We start from the raw sequence: 17,598 nt of genomic DNA, 5'->3' as shown, positions 1-17,598 counted from the left end.
CAGGCCTGCGGCTTTTGCCATGCGTTCAAACGGGAACACTGAGTGAAGCCTGCCAAGCTCACTCTCATTAAAACTTTTGCGGTATTTTTCCAGAACATCAAATTCTGTGAAGCCCAAAGTTGGGTGAATTTCGGAAATATTTTGTATCTTAGCCATATCTTAGTCGGGGAATTTCCCCCGTTTTGGCCTTCAAACCTTATTTGCGGGGGAATACCTAAAGATACAAAAAAGCCAGCTAATTCGCAATATTTTGTGTATGAATTAGTTGGCTGATTTTATATTATTTACTGAATGTCCCTAATCCATAGTTAAAGTTAACTTTAAAGAGGGATATTCAGTAAATGTCCTTACCTAAAGGTGCGAAGAGCCAACCAACCCGCAATGAATCAGTTGGTCAATCTTATAATATTTTCCGAATATCCTAAAGAAGAAAAGAACATAATAAAAAGCGGTAACCGAAAATAACGGCTACCGCTTTCATTGTATATAAAGGGAGGAAATAATTTTTTTAAAGCGCCATACGGATAGACTCGGCTACTGCCTTGAATTCTTCATCCGTCAATTTCTGCTTCGGATTGGAGAAAAGCATATCCTTTTCATTCTGCATGGGAATCAGATGAATGTGTGCATGGGGAACTTCCAACCCTAATACAGCTTCACCCACTTTCTTGCACGGAAAAGCCTTACCGATAGCTAATGCCACTTTTTTTGCAAAGACATGCATTGCAGCCAAGTCTTCATCGTTCAAATCGAAGATATAGTCTACTTCCTGTTTGGGAACGACCAGCGTATGACCTTTCACCAACGGATTAATATCAAGAAATGCAAAGAATTTATCGTTCTCCGCTACCTTGTAACACGGTATCTCACCTGCGATAATTCTGCTGAATATTGTTGCCATAACTATATTTATGAATAAAATAAGGCAAGCCTGCAATGCAGACCTGCCTTTCTTTTAAAATGAAATGTTTACTACTTCCAGATTGATGATGCCTTGCGGCACTTTGATTTCAGCGACATCACCCACTTTCTTACCAAGCAAACCTTGTGCAATCGGGGTATTTACAGAAATCTTTCCCTCTTTCAGGTTAGCTTCACTTTCCGAAACAATGGTATATACCATTTTCATACCATTTTTCACGTTCTTCAGTTCCACCTTATTCAATATCTGCACACTATCAGTCTTCAGTTTGGATTCATCAATAATCTTGGCATCGGCAATCACCTGTTTCAGTTTATTGATTTTCATTTCAAGAAGACCTTGAGCTTCCTTTGCTGCGTCATATTCCGCATTTTCCGACAAGTCGCCCTTGTCGCGTGCCTCAGCGATAGCCGCCACAATCTTCGGGCGTTCTACCGTTTCCAACTGCTTTAAATCGGCTAATAATTTATTGTAGCCTTCTTCTGACATATAAGCCATACTTTTTTCCTCCTTAATTATTATATGTTTTTAATGATACCATAAACAAAAAAGAATTCCAACATGGTCAGCATGCTGGAACCCTCTTTCCTATTTCCTTTGCAAAGATAGACTTTTAAATAATGCTTGTCAAGCAAAAAGTACTGCTTTGTAACATATTTAAATGAAATCTTCTAATTTATAACATGTTACAGCAACGCCTTCACCGCCGCTTCCAAATCTTTTATCGTTTCTCCGCGAGCGCTCAATTCGCTTTTCTTATTGATAAGGAAAACAGCGGGAAGCGACTGCACGTTATAAGCGGCAGCTATGCTGGAATAGACCCCATTGGCATCGCGCACGCACACCCAAGGCAGATTGTCGGCAGTAGTTTTCCAGTAATGTTCATCCGCATCCAAAGAAACCTGATAAATCTCCAGCCCCTGCCCTACATACTTATCGTACAAATCACGCAACATATAATTATGTGCAGGAGAAACCGCGCTCTGATAGATTGTAAAATCCAGGATAACAGCTTTCCCTTTCAAGTCGCTCAATTTGTGCATATTGCCTTTCATATCACGCAGGTTAATATCGATGATACCGATTTCCGAAACAGCTTCCGCAGGAAGCTCCACCGTTTTTTGCTGCGGAGCTCGGGTATTTTTCATTCCTTTTATTACAATATTATAAAGATTCTTTGAACGGTCGGCATGCGGGTAATAATTATTCAGACTGGTTGCCACAGCAGCAAAGCACTTAATGTCATCCTTATTATTCAACGGGTCGAATATCAGATAATTATTTATTTTCTGGAACAAAGCGAAATAGGCGGCGGCTGTATTGGGAGCTGCAAAAATATAGTTCAGTTTCACCTCATCCTTATAATTTTTCATCAGCACGGCAAGGCTATCTTCAAACGTATCCGCCCCAATCTTATGAACCTGCATACTCTGGAGCAATGCGTTAACATCGGTTTGAAGCTTTATCTGTTTCAGTGTAAGTTCTTTTATCTTCACGCTATTAGCCGAGCCTTCTACGGTATAAGCAGTAGAGAAATTCTCATACGGCGCATCCAACCGTACAGTCTCCGTAGAATCTATGGAGAAGTTGATAACCTTATCATCCACCCGCAAACGATAAAACTCCGGCGACACCGGACGCACTTGTTTGAAAGCAAATGTCCCGTTGCCTTTCAATTCGACAGAATCCAAAGACACAATGCCTTCTAAAGCCGAAGCTTCCAGATAAAGCATTTTACCGTCGGCACCCGATATTTCGCCTTCCACCTTAAATTTCGGTTCGGAATTACATGCGCTTAGTCCTAAAGCAGCCAATGCAATAAAAAGAATCTTTTTCATATTTCGTGTATTTTTCTAAAAAGAACGTGCAAATATACTTCTTTTCACGGTTAGTCAAAGCATTTTCCCGTTTCTTACATTTATAAAAGTGCAAAAAACAACTAAATACAAACTTTTTATCTCATTCCCACCGCATTACACGAATAAAATATGTATCTTTGCGGGAATTTTGAAAGAAAATAGATATAAAACATTTTTTATGATTAACCCAATTGTTAAGACGATCGAGCTTCCTGATGGCAGAACCATCACGCTCGAAACGGGAAAGCTGGCAAAACAGGCAGACGGTTCTGTAATGCTTCGTATGGGTAACACCATGCTTTTAGCTACTGTTTGTGCCGCCAAGGACGCAGTTCCCGGAACAGATTTCATGCCGTTACAGGTAGAGTACAAAGAAAAATTCTCCGCATTCGGACGTTTCCCCGGAGGTTTCACAAAACGCGAAGGTCGTGCTTCCGATTACGAAATCCTCACTTGCCGACTCGTAGACCGTGCTCTCCGCCCCTTATTCCCCGATAATTTTCATGCAGAGGTATATGTAAATATCATCCTCTTTTCCGCAGACGGTGTAGACATGCCGGATGCACTGGCAGGACTTGCAGCTTCCGCTGCCCTCGCCGTTTCAGATATCCCTTTCAACGGACCTATTTCCGAGGTACGCGTAGCACGTATCGACGGCGAATTCGTCATCAACCCGACTTTCGACCAATTGGAAAAAGCCGATATGGACCTTATGGTAGGCGCCACTTATGAAAACATCATGATGGTAGAAGGCGAGATGAGCGAAGTTTCCGAGAAAGATTTGCTGGAAGCCATGAAAGCAGCTCACGAGGCAATCAAAATACAGTGTAAAGCCCAAATGGAACTGGCAGAAGAAGTCGGTTCTACCGTAAAACGCGAATATTGCCATGAAGTAAACGACGAAGAACTCCGCAAGGCTGTTCATGACGCTTGCTATGAAAAGGCTTACGCCGTCGCCGCTTCCGGTAACAATAACAAGCACGAACGCATGGAAGCCTTCGACGCTATCCGTGAAGAGTTCAAAGCCCGGTTCAGCGAAGAAGAACTGGAAGAAAAAGCTCCGCTTATCGACCGCTACTACCACGATGTAGAGAAAGAGGCTATGCGCCGTTGCATTCTGGACGAAGGCAAACGCCTCGACGGACGTAAAACTACCGAAATCCGTCCTATCTGGTGCGAAATCGGTTACCTGCCCGGCCCTCACGGCTCTGCTGTTTTCACCCGCGGTGAAACACAGTCTTTATCCACCGTTACGCTGGGTACGAAACTGGACGAAAAGATTATAGACGACGTTTTGGAACATGGAAAAGAACGTTTCCTGCTGCACTATAATTTCCCTCCGTTCTCTACGGGTGAGGCTAAGGCACAACGCGGTGTAGGCCGTCGTGAAATCGGCCACGGTCACCTGGCATGGCGTGCATTGAAAGGACAAATCCCAGCAGACTATCCGTACGTAGTACGTGTGGTATCCGATATCCTCGAGTCTAACGGTTCTTCTTCCATGGCTACCGTATGCGCCGGTACACTGGCGTTAATGGATGCCGGTGTGAAAATCAAGAAACCGGTATCTGGTATCGCAATGGGACTGATAAAAAATGCAGGCGAAGAAAAATATGCCGTGTTGTCCGATATCCTCGGCGATGAAGACCACCTCGGCGATATGGACTTCAAGGTAACCGGAACGAAAGACGGTATCACTGCTACCCAAATGGATATCAAGGTGGACGGCTTGTCTTATGAAATCTTGGAGAAAGCATTGTTGCAGGCTAAGGAAGGCCGCGAATATATCTTGAGCAAAATCACCGAATGTATCGCAGAGCCGCACGATGACTTGAAACCTCATGCTCCCCGCATCGAAACCATGACTATTCCTAAAGAATTCATCGGTGCTGTAATCGGCCCGGGTGGAAAAATCATCCAAGGCATGCAGGAAGAAACCGGTGCGACAATCACTATCGAGGAAGTGGACAACATCGGTAGAATTGAAATTGCCGGAACCAACAAGAAATCTATCGACGATGCAATGCGTATCATCAAGGGTATCGTAGCTGTACCGGAAGTAGGCGAAGTCTACAAAGGTAAAGTCCGCTCTATCATGCCTTACGGTGCATTCGTTGAATTCTTGCCGGGCAAAGACGGTTTGCTCCACATTTCCGAAATCGACTGGAAACGTCTGGAAACTGTAGAAGAAGCCGGTATCAAGGAAGGTGATGAAATCGATGTAAAATTACTCGATATCGACCCGAAAACCGGCAAATTCAAACTGTCCCGCAAAGTCTTGCTTCCAAGACCGGAAAGACAGGAAAAGAAAGAAAAATAATCCTCATTAATATAATATAGGATATATAAGCCCGACAGAATGCTGCCGGGCTTTCTTTTTGCCCCTCAAACATGCGTAAGTTAAAAAAACAACGGATATTATTTGTATATTACGAAAAGAATGTGTTGTTTTGTCATACGAAACCTTAAATCGTACGAAAAAAAACAAAACTGAATGCCCGCTCTTACCAGATTACATGCGATGGACCTTTTCTCGCGTTTTTTCCAAGAGAACCAAGAAAAGTTCCTGACTTTTGCTTATTCCTACCTCAGAGATAAAGCGGAGGCCGAAGATGTGTTAATGGAATCCATGATTATTTTATGGGAGAACCGAGACCGTTGGGCAGAAGACAGTAACCTGCACGCTTTGTTACTGACCATTATCAAGAATAAATCCCTCAATATTTTAGCACACAAGCAGATACGGCTACGAGCGGAAGAAGACATCAACAGCCACAGCCAACGGGAGCTGAATTTACGTATATCAACCCTGAAAGCCTGCGAACCCGAACAGATATTCGACACCGAAATACAACACATCGTCCATAAGGCATTAGAGCAGATGCCGCAACAAAGCCGTACCATTTTCATGCTAAGCCGTTACCAGAATCTACCCAACAAGCAAATCGCAGAACAGTTGGACATCTCGCTGAAAACCGTAGAGGCACATATCACCAAAGCCCTACGCATACTGCGGTTGGAACTGAAAGATTACCTCGCCTCCATACTCCTCTAAACATTAAAACCGCTTTTTTTTAATAAAAGTCACACTATTCGATAGGGTTGTTAGCATCCCGTCGGTTATATATACGGAAGGGCCCGAAAGCTCTCCTTTTAACCAAGCGACTTTTTTATGATGAATCAGGAATTACTATATAAATATTTTAAAGGAACAGCCTCCATTGAAGAGGAAAAGCAGATTCTGGATTGGGTCGAAGCCTCCGAAGAAAACCGGGAAACCTACCTGAAAGAACGCATGCTGTTCGACGTATCCCTATTCTCCACAGAACAGGACAGCAAGAAAAAAACGATGCGCCTCATGCCAGTACTCCGCTGGACGGCACGTATCGCGGCAGCTATCGTCATTGCCGTATCCGGTTACTATATGACCACAGACTATATATATAATAAGGATGCACAACCTCAAACCATTACCGTCCCTGCCGGACAACGCGCCCAAATAACGCTTGCCGACGGCACACGCGTATGGTTGAACGCCCAATCAACACTTACTTACGCATCCAACTTCGGCCGCAAAGAACGCAATGTAGAACTGGACGGTGAAGCCTACTTCGAGGTTACCAAAAACAAGAAATTACCATTCTACGTGCATACGGAAATGAATAAGGTAAGAGTGGTCGGCACCTGTTTCAACGTCTGCGCATACAAGGGCAGCAAAGAGTTCGAGACAACACTGGTAGAAGGTATCGTAGATATTTATCCAAGTTGCAACGACCAGGTAATCACCCGTCTGCAAAAGGACGAGTTCTTCGCCAACTATGACGGACGCTGCAAGAAAACGATTCTCCCCTCATACGAATATCTTCGCTGGAAAGAAGGATTGTACTGTTTCGACGACGTTCCGTTCAGCGGTATCTTAGACAAACTCGAAAAATATTACAACGTAAAGATAACCGTTACCAGCCCCCGACTATTGACCCACGAAGGGCTGACCGGCAAATTCAGGGAGCAGGACGGCATCGAACACATCTTGCGAACCATTTCCAAAGAACATCCGTTCAAGTTCAGTATCAATGAGGCAAAAGACTCGATAATCATATATGAATAAATAAGAACCTTTAAATTTAGTACTAACCCCTTAAAAAACCAATAGCATGAAACCATAGCAGAAACAGTCTGAAAATTCACTTCCCCTTTTTGTAAAAAAAGATCGGAAAGTACCCCCATACTTTCCGATCCGAAACAGTCAAAAATCGACCTTAATCAATTTATTAACTTAACACAGTGACAAAGATATGAGAAAAATTTCTTTGAATGAGCTTTTTTGTCCAAAAAGTTTCGAAATTAAGCAATTATTGCGTACTATGAAGATTACACTATTCCTTCTCCTGTGTGTAACATTCCAAGCATACTGCGGGAATAGTTACTCTCAGAATGCCAAAGTAAGTATCCCCAATTCCCAGTTGAGAGTGGGGCAGGTGCTTTCCAAAATCGAATCTCAAACAGAGTATTTGTTCGTGTATAACAAGAAAAGCGTAGATGTACGCCGTACTGTCAACGTAGAAGCGGAGAGCAAATCGGTAGCCGAACTGCTAGATGAAGTTTTTGCCGGAACAAACATTAAATATGTAATGGAAGGCAAGAACATCGTCCTGACCAAGAAAAGTGAAAATATTGAAAACGTTACCGGCGCACAACAGGAAAAAGTCACCGTAAAAGGTGTTGTCACCGACTCCAAAGGCGAGCCGATTATCGGCGCCAACGTATTGGAAAAGGGAACGACTAACGGCGTCATTACCAATCTGGACGGTGAATTCACCCTCAATGCACCTGCCAATGCCACTTTGGCCATTTCCTATATCGGTTATGAGCCTATAAACGTTGCGCTTAACGGCCGCACATCGCTGAAAATCCAAATGAAAGAAGAAGCTCTGGCTCTGGAAACCGTTGTCGTAACGGCCATGGGTATCAAGAAGAAAGAAGCTTCCCTTACCTACTCCACCCAGCAGGTAGGCGGCGACGAACTGACGCGCGCCAAAGACCCCAATATGATTAACGCCCTTGCCGGCAAAACAGCAGGCGTATCTATCACCCGCAATTCCTCCGGTTTGGGCGGTTCCGCCAAAGTTTCTATCCGTGGTATCCGTTCTGCCAATGCCGACGGAAACAACCAACCGCTATACGTCATCGACGGTGTGCCTATGTTGAACAACGTGGCCGAACAAGCCTTCTCCGCCATGGGCGGCAACAACGATGCCGGCAACCGCGACTCCGGCGACGGTATCTCCAACTTGAACCCGGACGACATTGAAAGCATGAGTATTCTGAAAGGTGCATCCGCAGCAGCCCTCTACGGCTCTCAAGCCGCCAACGGTGTAATCCTGATTACCACCAAGAAAGGAAAAGCCGGCATGCAACGTATCGTATTCAACTCCAACCTGACCGTAGACCACGCTATCTGTCTGCCTGAATTCCAAGACAGATACGGTGCAAGCGGCGACACAAGCTGGGGTACGGTTCCGGAAAACGCCAACTCCAAAGGTATAGAAGCCTACGATAACGTGGGTGACTACTTCAGCAACGGAGTTACCGCCACCAACTCGCTGTCTATCATGACAGGTAAAGAGAAAATGCAGACCTACTTCTCTTACGCCAATACCACCGCAAAAGGTATCGTCGACGTAAACAAACTGCAAAAGCACAACATCACGTTCCGCGAAACAGCCTCTCTGTTCAACGACCGCCTGACATTGGATGCCAATGTAAACCTGATGACCCAGAAAATCAAGAACCGCCCTACTTCCGGTGGATATTACATGAACCCATTGGTAGGTCTGTACACTTTCCCCCGCGGCGAAGACCTCGGAGTTTACCGCAACGACAACGGTTTTGAAAAGTACGATGAAAACCGGGCCATGCCTTTGCAAAACTGGTATACAGATATCAACGGCTTCACCCAGAACCCCTACTGGCTGACAAACAGAGTAACCAGCACCGACAAGCGTTTCCGTACATTGGCTTCTTTAAGCGCCAACCTGAAAATAACCGACTGGTTCAGCGTCCAGGCACGCGGTAACGTAGACTATATCAATGACAATTACGACCAGAAGATGTATGCCGGTACGGCAGCCGACGTAGCACACCAAAACGGTCGTTATATCAAAATGAACCGCCAGGACTTCATGATTTACGGCGACTTCATGGCTATGTTCAACAAAACATGGAACGATTGGGCTCTGAACGCAGCCGTAGGCAGCAGCATCAACACCACCAAGGTAAACTCCCTGAGCCTCGACTCCGGTAAATCGGGATTGTACAAAGCCAATGTCTTTACAGTTCCCAATATGAATCTCTGCGGTGCGGGCACTTCATTCATCGACGAGACAGCCGACCAAAGACGTACCATTCAATCCATATTCGCCACCGCGCAAATCGGCTGGAAAGAAAGCGTTTACCTGGATGTTACCGCACGTAACGACTGGTCTTCTACGCTTGCCAATACCAAGAGCGAAAGCTCCGGCTTCTTCTATCCCTCGGTAGGTCTTTCATGGATTCTCAACAAGACGCTCAATCTGCCGGAATGGATTAGCTTCGGCAAGGTACGCGCCTCATGGGCACAAGTAGGTAACGACCTTCCTATCGGCATCACCAGCCCTGCACAGACTATCACGGCAGGCGGCGTAGTGAAACCTATCGACTATTACTTTGCAGAAGACCTGAAACCGGAAATCAGCAACTCTATCGAAGTAGGTACCGAATGGAAGTTCTTCAACAGCCGTCTGGATTTCGACTTCACATTCTACCGTACAGACACCAAGAATCAGTTGATTCGCGTAAACACTACCGCAGAAAAACGTCCTTACCGTTGGATTAACGCAGGCAAGATACGTAATACGGGTGTTGAAATCACGTTGGGAGCCACTCCGTTGATGAACGATAATTTCCGTTGGAAAACCCAGTTCAACTTCGCTACCAACAAGAACGAGATTGTTTCCTTGGGCGGTACTCCCAACTTCCAATACGCCTCGGGCAACGTAAGCATGCCTTATAAGATGATGGTTGTAGAAGGCGGTTCGCTGGGCGACATCTACGGCAACGTATTCGTACGCGACACAAACGGCAAAATCCTGCTGGAACCTGAAACAGACAAAGACGGCAACCCCAACGCAAAAGCCGGCTTGCCCCAGGTAACTACCGACAAGGCTGCCAAAATCGGCAACTTCAATCCCGATTGGACACTGGGCTGGAGCAACAGCGTAACCTACAAAGGCTTCTCCCTCTACTTCCTGATTGACGCACGTGTAGGCGGCGACGTAATCTCGCTGACACAAGCCGGACTGGACTATGCAGGTGTAAGCAAAGCTACCGGCGATGCCCGCAACGCAGGTTACTATATGCTGGAAGGGCAAAAGATTAACGACGTGCAGAAATTCTATCAAATGGTAGGCGACCGCGGTAACGGTACTACGGAATTCTACCGCTACGACGGGACAAACATTCGTTTGCGCGAAATCTCATTAGGCTATTCCTTCCCGCAGCAGATGCTCGAAAAGACAGGCTTCATCAAAGGCGTAGACCTCTCACTGGTAGCCCGCAACCTGTTCTTCATCTACAAAGACGCCCCGTTCGATCCGGATGCGACAATGTCGGTAGGCAATGACAACCAGGGCTTGGACACCTTCGGCATGCCTTCAACGAGAAACATTGGATTCAACATTAAACTTACCTTCTAAATACCCGAACAATATGAATAAGATAAAATATACTACCGCACTACTTCTCGGCGGGCTCCTGAGTTTTTCATCTTGTACCGATAACTTTACCGATTTCAACAGCACCAAAGGAGCCTATACAGACGAATTGCAGAAATACGATAACCAGACCAACCCTCGTACCTTTCTCCACCATTCAGAAAGGCATCATCTATCAAACGGGGGTGGACGGCACCGACTGGCAATACCAAATCGTACAGAACCTGGTAGCGGATATGTTCTGCGGATATTTCCACGACATGACGGGCTCGTTCAACGCCAACAACTCCACCTACAACCTGAACAACGGCTGGACGAGCGCCATGTGGGTGTATACCTACGGATATGTCATGCCATCCATTGCCGACGCGGAAGCGTTGAATACAGAAAAGGAATGGCCTCTTTACCATGCCATTACCAAGATTCTGAAAGTAGCCACCCTTCATCGCGTAAGCGACTATTACGGTCCTATCCTTTACGACGGATTCGGAACAGCCGACCAAAAGCCGCAGTCGCAGGAAGAAGTCTACAAACGTTTCTTTGAGGATTTGGGCACAGCCGTGAATATACTAAAAGATTATAAAGGCGGTATATCCTTCGAAAGCGCCGACTTCATGATGCCGGAAGGCAAACGCACTCCCGCACAATGGCTGAAATTCGCCAACTCCCTCCGCTTGCGCCTGGCCATGCGCGTGTCTAACGTAGCTCCCGAACTGGCCGAGGAACAAGTCAAGGCAGCTTTGGATGCAGCCAACGGCGGCGTACTGGAAACAGCCAACGAAACGGTAGGCGAATACGGCATCCGTAACCCGCTGGGTGGTGTTGCCGGTTGGAGCGAGGTATATATGAACGCAAACCTGGAGTCTTTCTTAAAGGGCTATAACGACCCTCGTCTCAAATCATACTTCAACCCCGCGCAAGACGGCAGAGACAAAGACGGCAACATTATCAAGGAAGTAGCCGGCGTGAAACAGCTCGGCAGCATCGAAGACGACTATAAAGGCGTCCGCCAGGGAACAGGCGTAGCTGATAACCGCTACTCCACACACTCTCAAACCACCGTTACCACCGACAGTAAAATCATTGTCATGAGTGCCGCCGAAGTATGGTTCCTGCGTGCAGAAGCAGCTTTAAGAGGCTACACTTCCGAGGACGTGGAGAACTGCTACAAACAGGGTATCACCGTATCCTTCTCACAATGGGATGCCAACGATGTAAGCGGTTACCTGGAAAGCGAAGAAACCCCGGCAGCTTATGTAGACGCATTCGATAAGAAATTCGATGCGGACGCACCGACAAGCATTACTCCGAAATGGGATGAAAGTGCCACTCCGGAACAGAAGCTGGAGAGAATCATCACCCAGAAGTGGTTGGCTCTCTATCCGGAAGGTTGCGAAGCATGGGCGGAACAACGCCGTACCGGTTATCCCCGGCTCATCAAGGTTGCAGTAAACAACAGCGGCAACACTATCAGCACCGACGATATGATTCGCCGCGTATTCTTCAACCAAGACTACAAGACGGACAACAAAGCGCTATATGACGCTTTAGTAGGTAAGCTGGGCGGTGCAGACAATGGCGGTACACGTCTTTGGTGGGATGCCGGACAGAACAACTTTTAGATGATACAAAGATATATCCTTCGATTAGTAGTGTTTTCTCCGTATTAGTTATTACGGGAAAAAGGTTGTAAGGAGCAGAGCCGGAGGCTTTGCTCCTTTTTTTATAAGGCAGGAAGGGAGCGGTTGGTAGCAGGCAGGGAACTCCTTTGCCAAGCACGGGGGATGATGCGGATAAACCCGCAGGTTTCAAGTACTATGAGGATTTATTTATACTCCTGTATCGGAAGCTCCCCTCTCAACGCTCCGAGTGCGTTCAGCGCCAAAGCTTCCATTTCATCCTCACCCGGATAGACGTGAACCGGTGCAAGGAACGAGATACGCTCCTTCAGACGGGAAATAATATAATCGGAATGTGCCATGCCGCCTGTCAGCAGAATAGCATCTATCTTACCATACAGCACAACAGAAGCCGCACCGATGCTTTTGGCAATCTGGTAAATCATGGCATCCAACACCAATCCGGCATGCTTGTCTCCTTCTTCTATCTGCCAGATAATGGCAGACACATCGGTCGTACCCAGATGTGCCGTAAGACCGGCACGGCCGGAAATGCGTTTCTTAAGTTCGTCTTTAGTATAACGCCCGGAACAGCAAAGGTCTATCAACTGCCCGGCAGGGAGCGTACCGGCACGTTCCGGCGAGAACGGTCCTTCGCCGTCGAGCGCATTATTCACATCGACAGCCCTGCCGCAATGATGAACGCCGACGGATATGCCGCCCCCCAGGTGACAAACAATCAAATCCAGGGCTTCATAACGCGTATCGTGTTCAGCCGCATAACGGCGGGCGATAGCACGCTGGTTCAGCGCATGCCAGATAGTGATACGGGGCATAAGGGGAGAACCCGTGATGCGGGCTATCTCGTCCAGTTCGTCCACTACACCCGGGTCGGCAATGAATGCACGGCAAGCCGGAAGCAATGCGGCAAGCTCGGAAGCTATAAGACAACCCAAGTTACAGGCATGCGTACGCATGGCATGAAGAATATCGTCCAGCATGGCATCGTTCACTTCATATACGCCACCCGGTATGGGTTTCAATAACCCGCCGCGCCCCACTATGGCATCGAATTCAAAAGGAATATTATTGGCTTCCAGCTCTTTCAACACCAAGTTCTTGCGGAATTCAAACTGGTCGATGATATGAGAGAACGGAGACAGTTCGTCTACCGTATGCCGGATATTGCGCACCAGGCGGGGCACGTCGTTCTCGTATACGGCAATCTTTGTCGAAGTGGAACCGGGGTTGACAACGAGTATCTTCATCTATATTTTAGCTATTTATTCCCTACGGTCATGACACGTCTTTTATCTTTAACACATAGGTACGTTGACGATTTGAATTTGCTGGTTTACGAATTATTTTTGCTCATGTCCGCTCCGAAACTGCTCAGGCACGCCATGGCGATACTATAATACTTAGACAATCCAGAGTCGCTGCGCGACGGCAATACGACCGGGCATACAGGTCCTTGGAGCAGTCCCGCCATATCTGCATGGGAAAACAAGGAAACCGCTTTATAGAAAGCATTACCCGACTCGATATTCGGGAAAATCAATACGTCGGCTTCCCCATTGATAGGAGACACGATACCTTTGATATCACCGCTCGTTTTCTCGCAGGCAGTCTTTACATCCAACGGGCCGTCGATGATAACATCTCCGAATTCACCCGCCTCGGCAAGCTCTACGATATTGACGTAATCCAACGAATGGGGAAACCGTGCGCTCACCTTTTCCGTACAATGGATAAGTGCGATGCGCGGTTGTTCGATACCGAAATGGCGGCAGGTATGAATGGCATACCAAATCATCTCTATACGTTGCTGTAAAGTAGGCCGGGGTATAACGGCAGCATCCGAGAAAAAGAGCAGCTTATCATAAGTGGGAATCTGCATTACGGCAAGATGCGTCAAAATCTTACCTTTAGGCAACAGTCCTTTCTCTTTATCGAGAATGGCATGAAGCAAATTATCCGTATTGATAATGCCTTTCATCAAAATATCCGCACCACCCTCGCGTACGATACGTACCGCTTCCCGCGCCGCCTCATCTTTATCTTCGATATGCAAAACCTGTACATGCTCGGGATATTTCTTCAACGTAGGATATTTCTCCAAAACAGCCGAATCGCCAATCATCAGAAACTCTGCAATACCTTCATCCAAAGCACGGGCTATAGCATATTCTGTATTGGGGTCGTTAGCGCAAACTACTGCAATACGCTTCCTTTTGTTCAAGGTTTTCAGATGAGAAGTCAGTTGTTCAAAGTTCCGAATAGGTTCCATAACGTTAGATTTTTAGCAAATATCTAAAAAAATGTCGAGAAAATAAACGTTACACCCCATTTTATTTTCTATGTTTTATATCATTTTGATAGGTACGGGAGACGGAGGAGGTGATGTATTTGAACACAGAGGCACAGAGACACAGAGTTTACTTGAATGTGGAGGCACAGAGTTTTTTTGTTTATATGAAGAACCGGTGACGGAGTTTGCGAAAGGAAACCCAATGTTTCTGCATTAAAAGGAAGTCTATGTCTTTACATTAAAGAAAACTCTGTATCTCTACATTAAAAGAAACCCTGTGTCTCTGCATTAAAAGAAAACTCTGTGCCTCCACATTCAAGTAAACTCTGTGTCTCTGTGCCTCTGTGTTCAAAAACATCCCCCCTCTATGTTAAAACTCTGTGAAACTCTGTGTCCTCTGTGGTGAATTGTGTACTTTTGCCACAAATACAGATAGATATATGAATAGTCTTATTTTTCCGCCGTACGTGCATGAAGGAGACCGCGCAATTATCCTCTCCCCTTCCAGCAAAATCGACAAGTCCTTCCTGAAAGGGGCTAAAAAGCGGCTGAAATCATGGGGACTGGAAGTTGTACTCGCCAAGCATGCAGGCAGCGCGCACGGAACTTATGCAGGAAGCATACAGCAACGGTTGAAAGACTTGCAGGAAGCAATGGACGATGAAAAAGCCGGAGTTATCCTTTGCAGCCGTGGCGGATACGGAGCCGTACATCTGGTAGGGCAACTCGACTTTACCAAATTCCGCCGGCATCCCAAATGGTTAATCGGTTTCAGCGATATCACCGCCCTGCACAATGTATTTCAGCAAAACGGATTCGCCTCGCTACATGCTCCTATGGCACGGCATCTCACCGTAGAACCGGAGGACGATTTCTGCACCCAAGCACTGAAAGACATCCTGTTCGGGAATAAGCTGGAAGAAGAAACGGCATTCAGCTATACTTGTCCTGCCCATAAGCTCAACCATAAAGGGGAAGGAACCGGAATCCTCCGGGGTGGAAACATATCTGTCTTTTACGGTTTACGCGGCACGCCTTATGATATTCCGGCAGAAGGTACGATACTTTTCATCGAAGATGTAGGCGAACGTCCCCATGCGGTAGAACGTATGATGTACAACCTGAAACTGGGTGGCGTACTCGAAAAACTATCCGGGCTTATCATCGGGCAATTTACCGAATACGAAGAGAATATGTCTTTAGGAAAGGAGTTGTACGGAGCATTGGCCGACTTGGTAAAAGAGTATGATTACCCCATATGTTTCGGATTTCCGGTAGGACACGTTACGATGAATGTACCGATGATTAACGGCGCACAGGTTACGCTGGAAGTAGGAAAGAAAGAAACAAGATTAAGCTTTAATATCCCAAAAGAATGAAACGCAATTACACAATTATCCCGCTATCCCTGCTGTTACTCATAGCTATGGTAGCATGCAGCAATAAAAACAAAACCAATACGGACAGTGAAGACATGCAATCTGCAAGCACAGTCGATGTTCCCCAGTTCGATGCGGACAGTGCATACCGGTACATCGAGGCGCAGGTAGCTTTCGGACCGCGCGTACCCAATACACCCGCCCACAAAGCCTGCGGGGAATACCTGGCAAAGAAACTGGAACAGTTCGGAGCGAAAGTATATAACCAGCAAATAGATTTAATTGCCTATGACGGTACGTTACTGAAAGCGCGCAACATTATCGGCAGCTACAAGCCCGAAACAAAGAAGCGTATCGTACTTCTTTCCCATTGGGACAGCCGTCCGTGGGCGGATGCCGACCCCGACGAGAAGAACCGGCATACTCCCATTGCCGGCGCCAACGATGGTGCAAGCGGAGTAGGCGTATTGCTCGAGATAGCCCGCCAGCTCCAGGGACAACAGCCGGAACTGGGTATCGACATCGTATTGGTAGATGCCGAAGACTATGGCCCTCACCAGGCCTACACCGGCAATCATAAAGAAGAATACTGGGCACTCGGCGCACAATATTGGGCACGCAATCCTCATGTACAAGGATATAACGCACGTTTTGGCATCCTTCTCGACATGGTAGGCGCCAAAGATGCCACTTTCTTCTACGAAGGTTACTCCGAAGAATTCGCCAAGGACATCAACCGGAAAGTATGGAACACTGCCAACAACCTGGGATACGGGCACTATTTCGTAAAAGAGAGAGGAAGCACCGTAACAGACGACCACCTTTTCGTTTACCGGAATGCACGTATTCCTACTATCGACATCATCCAGTATAGTGAAGAAACCGGTTTCTATGAAAATTGGCATACCCTGAAAGACGATATGGACGGTATCGACCGCAACACCTTGAAGGCGGTAGGCCAGACGGTAATGGAAGTTATCTACAACGAAAAATAAATACTAAAGATAAATTTATTATGACTATCAACGAAGTACAAGATGAAGTAATCGCCGAGTTCAACGATTTCGACGATTGGATGGACCGCTACCAGCTTCTTATCGATTTAGGAAATGAACAGGAACCGCTCGACGACAAATATAAAACGGAACAGAACCTGATTGAAGGCTGCCAAAGCCGTGTATGGTTGCAAGCAGACGAAAAGGACGGAAAAATCATTTTCCAGGCCGAGAGCGATGCCTTAATAGTAAAAGGCATTATTTCGCTTCTTATCAAGGTACTTTCCGAACACACACCGGACGAAATTCTGGAAGCCAATCTTTATTTCATAGACAAGATAGGATTGAAAGAGCACCTTTCTCCTACACGCAGCAACGGATTGCTCTCTATGGTGAAGCAGATGCGGATGTATGCGCTGGCATTCAAGGCAAAAGGAACGAATGCCTGAGGAGCTTGCAGTTTCGGACATAAGAACAAAAGAACACATATTCAGGGATATTCAGTAAATGTCCCTAAAAATCAAGATGGCATATGAAGATGATAGAGCATACTCACTTCATATGCCATTTTTATAGTCCTATTCCTGTAATTTCTCACACAATCTTACCCTACAAGACATGACGCTCGGGAAGAAGTCTGAAGACATCTTCTGCCTCTGCCTGTAAAATCATATCATGCCGCTTTCACCGTCCTGTTCCTGATCTTGTCTATCATCAGTACGGCATTTGCCGTATGTATTCCAAAGAAAATCCACAGGATTT

12 protein-coding genes and 2 pseudogenes are annotated in these 17,598 nt (G+C 46.4%); 8 read left to right on the top strand and 6 right to left on the bottom strand.

The genetic code is table 11. The features are described from left to right. From C233_RS23875 to C233_RS0120520, 4 genes and pseudogenes are all read right to left on the bottom strand, one after another. Positions 1 to 156 (bottom strand): annotated as a pseudogene (locus tag C233_RS23875) (DDE transposase); the annotation flags it as partial. A 352-nt stretch (positions 157 to 508) separates the two neighbouring features. After that, a complete protein-coding gene (locus tag C233_RS0120530) occupies positions 509 to 901 on the bottom strand; it encodes an HIT family protein (protein WP_018669379.1) in 393 nt (130 codons plus the stop codon). A 54-nt stretch (positions 902 to 955) separates the two neighbouring features. Next, positions 956 to 1,420: a transcription elongation factor GreA gene (gene greA, locus C233_RS0120525; RefSeq protein WP_018669378.1), complete on the bottom strand. Its 465-nt coding sequence runs from the start codon at positions 1,418 to 1,420 to the stop codon at positions 956 to 958. A 188-nt stretch (positions 1,421 to 1,608) separates the two neighbouring features. Continuing rightward, on the bottom strand, positions 1,609 to 2,760 hold the full coding sequence (locus C233_RS0120520; RefSeq protein WP_018669377.1) for a redoxin domain-containing protein: 1,152 nt from the start codon (positions 2,758 to 2,760) through the stop codon (positions 1,609 to 1,611). A gap of 199 nt (positions 2,761 to 2,959) precedes the next feature. Between C233_RS0120520 and pnp the strand changes: the two genes are divergently transcribed. From pnp to C233_RS23035, 5 genes and pseudogenes are all read left to right on the top strand, one after another. Next, positions 2,960 to 5,101 carry a polyribonucleotide nucleotidyltransferase gene (pnp, locus tag C233_RS0120515; protein WP_018669376.1) on the top strand — a complete coding sequence of 714 codons (2,142 nt, stop codon included), beginning with the start codon at positions 2,960 to 2,962 and terminating at the stop codon, positions 5,099 to 5,101. Positions 5,102 to 5,275: 174 nt separating this feature from the next. Next, the gene (locus C233_RS0120510; RefSeq protein WP_025069216.1) at positions 5,276 to 5,836 is read left to right on the top strand and encodes an RNA polymerase sigma-70 factor; all 561 of its coding nucleotides are present in this window, start codon (positions 5,276 to 5,278) and stop codon (positions 5,834 to 5,836) included. Between the two features lie 120 nt (positions 5,837 to 5,956). Further along, positions 5,957 to 6,889: a FecR family protein gene (locus C233_RS0120505; protein WP_025069215.1), complete on the top strand. Its 933-nt coding sequence runs from the start codon at positions 5,957 to 5,959 to the stop codon at positions 6,887 to 6,889. Between the two features lie 187 nt (positions 6,890 to 7,076). Beyond that, positions 7,077 to 10,514 carry a TonB-dependent receptor gene (locus tag C233_RS0120500; RefSeq protein ID WP_026314950.1) on the top strand — a complete coding sequence of 1,146 codons (3,438 nt, stop codon included), beginning with the start codon at positions 7,077 to 7,079 and terminating at the stop codon, positions 10,512 to 10,514. 13 nt (positions 10,515 to 10,527) lie between these two features. Further along, positions 10,528 to 12,154 (top strand): annotated as a pseudogene (locus C233_RS23035) (SusD/RagB family nutrient-binding outer membrane lipoprotein). A gap of 203 nt (positions 12,155 to 12,357) precedes the next feature. Here C233_RS23035 and buk read toward each other — a convergent pair. Together buk and C233_RS0120485 are read right to left on the bottom strand one after the other, a co-directional pair. Next, positions 12,358 to 13,419 (bottom strand): butyrate kinase, encoded by a 1,062-nt coding sequence (buk, locus tag C233_RS0120490; RefSeq protein WP_018669371.1) that lies wholly within the window; start codon positions 13,417 to 13,419, stop codon positions 12,358 to 12,360. A gap of 86 nt (positions 13,420 to 13,505) precedes the next feature. Further along, positions 13,506 to 14,441, bottom strand: coding sequence for a phosphate acyltransferase (locus C233_RS0120485; protein ID WP_018669370.1), 936 nt, complete (start codon positions 14,439 to 14,441; stop codon positions 13,506 to 13,508). Positions 14,442 to 14,902: 461 nt separating this feature from the next. Between C233_RS0120485 and C233_RS0120480 the strand changes: the two genes are divergently transcribed. The 3 genes from C233_RS0120480 to C233_RS0120470 are packed head-to-tail and all read left to right on the top strand — an operon-like array spanning position 14,903 to position 17,285. Then, complete coding sequence (locus tag C233_RS0120480) at positions 14,903 to 15,841, top strand: S66 peptidase family protein (protein ID WP_018669368.1); 939 nt, start codon at positions 14,903 to 14,905, stop codon at positions 15,839 to 15,841. Next, positions 15,838 to 16,836, top strand: a complete 999-nt coding sequence (locus C233_RS0120475; RefSeq protein WP_018669367.1) for a M20 family metallopeptidase — start codon at positions 15,838 to 15,840, stop codon at positions 16,834 to 16,836. Before C233_RS0120480 ends, C233_RS0120475 begins: the two co-directional genes overlap by 4 nt. Before the next feature lie 20 nt (positions 16,837 to 16,856). Beyond that, a complete protein-coding gene (locus tag C233_RS0120470) occupies positions 16,857 to 17,285 on the top strand; it encodes a SufE family protein (protein ID WP_018669366.1) in 429 nt (142 codons plus the stop codon). Positions 17,286 to 17,598 lie beyond the last annotated feature (313 nt).

It is taken from the genome of Bacteroides gallinarum DSM 18171 = JCM 13658 (genome assembly GCF_000374365.1).
Lineage (GTDB): Bacteria > Bacteroidota > Bacteroidia > Bacteroidales > Bacteroidaceae > Bacteroides > Bacteroides gallinarum.
Note: the sequence above shows the minus strand (reverse complement) of the source record. Positions and strands in the feature narration are given on the sequence as shown.

Bases quoted from the DNA above. Each gene is read 5' to 3' on its own strand.
- C233_RS0120475 (WP_018669367.1), top strand. From the start codon at position 15,838: ATGAAACGCAATTACACAATTATCCCGCTATCCCTGCTGTTACTCATA.
- C233_RS0120510 (WP_025069216.1), top strand. From the start codon at position 5,276: ATGCCCGCTCTTACCAGATTACATGCGATGGACCTTTTCTCGCGTTTT.
- buk (WP_018669371.1), bottom strand. From the start codon at position 13,419: ATGAAGATACTCGTTGTCAACCCCGGTTCCACTTCGACAAAGATTGCC.
- C233_RS0120500 (WP_026314950.1), top strand. From the start codon at position 7,077: ATGAGAAAAATTTCTTTGAATGAGCTTTTTTGTCCAAAAAGTTTCGAA.
- C233_RS0120470 (WP_018669366.1), top strand. From the start codon at position 16,857: ATGACTATCAACGAAGTACAAGATGAAGTAATCGCCGAGTTCAACGAT.
- C233_RS0120485 (WP_018669370.1), bottom strand. From the start codon at position 14,441: ATGGAACCTATTCGGAACTTTGAACAACTGACTTCTCATCTGAAAACC.
- C233_RS0120520 (WP_018669377.1), bottom strand. From the start codon at position 2,760: ATGAAAAAGATTCTTTTTATTGCATTGGCTGCTTTAGGACTAAGCGCA.
- pnp (WP_018669376.1), top strand. From the start codon at position 2,960: ATGATTAACCCAATTGTTAAGACGATCGAGCTTCCTGATGGCAGAACC.
- C233_RS0120505 (WP_025069215.1), top strand. From the start codon at position 5,957: ATGAATCAGGAATTACTATATAAATATTTTAAAGGAACAGCCTCCATT.
- C233_RS0120480 (WP_018669368.1), top strand. From the start codon at position 14,903: ATGAATAGTCTTATTTTTCCGCCGTACGTGCATGAAGGAGACCGCGCA.
- C233_RS0120530 (WP_018669379.1), bottom strand. From the start codon at position 901: ATGGCAACAATATTCAGCAGAATTATCGCAGGTGAGATACCGTGTTAC.
- greA (WP_018669378.1), bottom strand. From the start codon at position 1,420: ATGGCTTATATGTCAGAAGAAGGCTACAATAAATTATTAGCCGATTTA.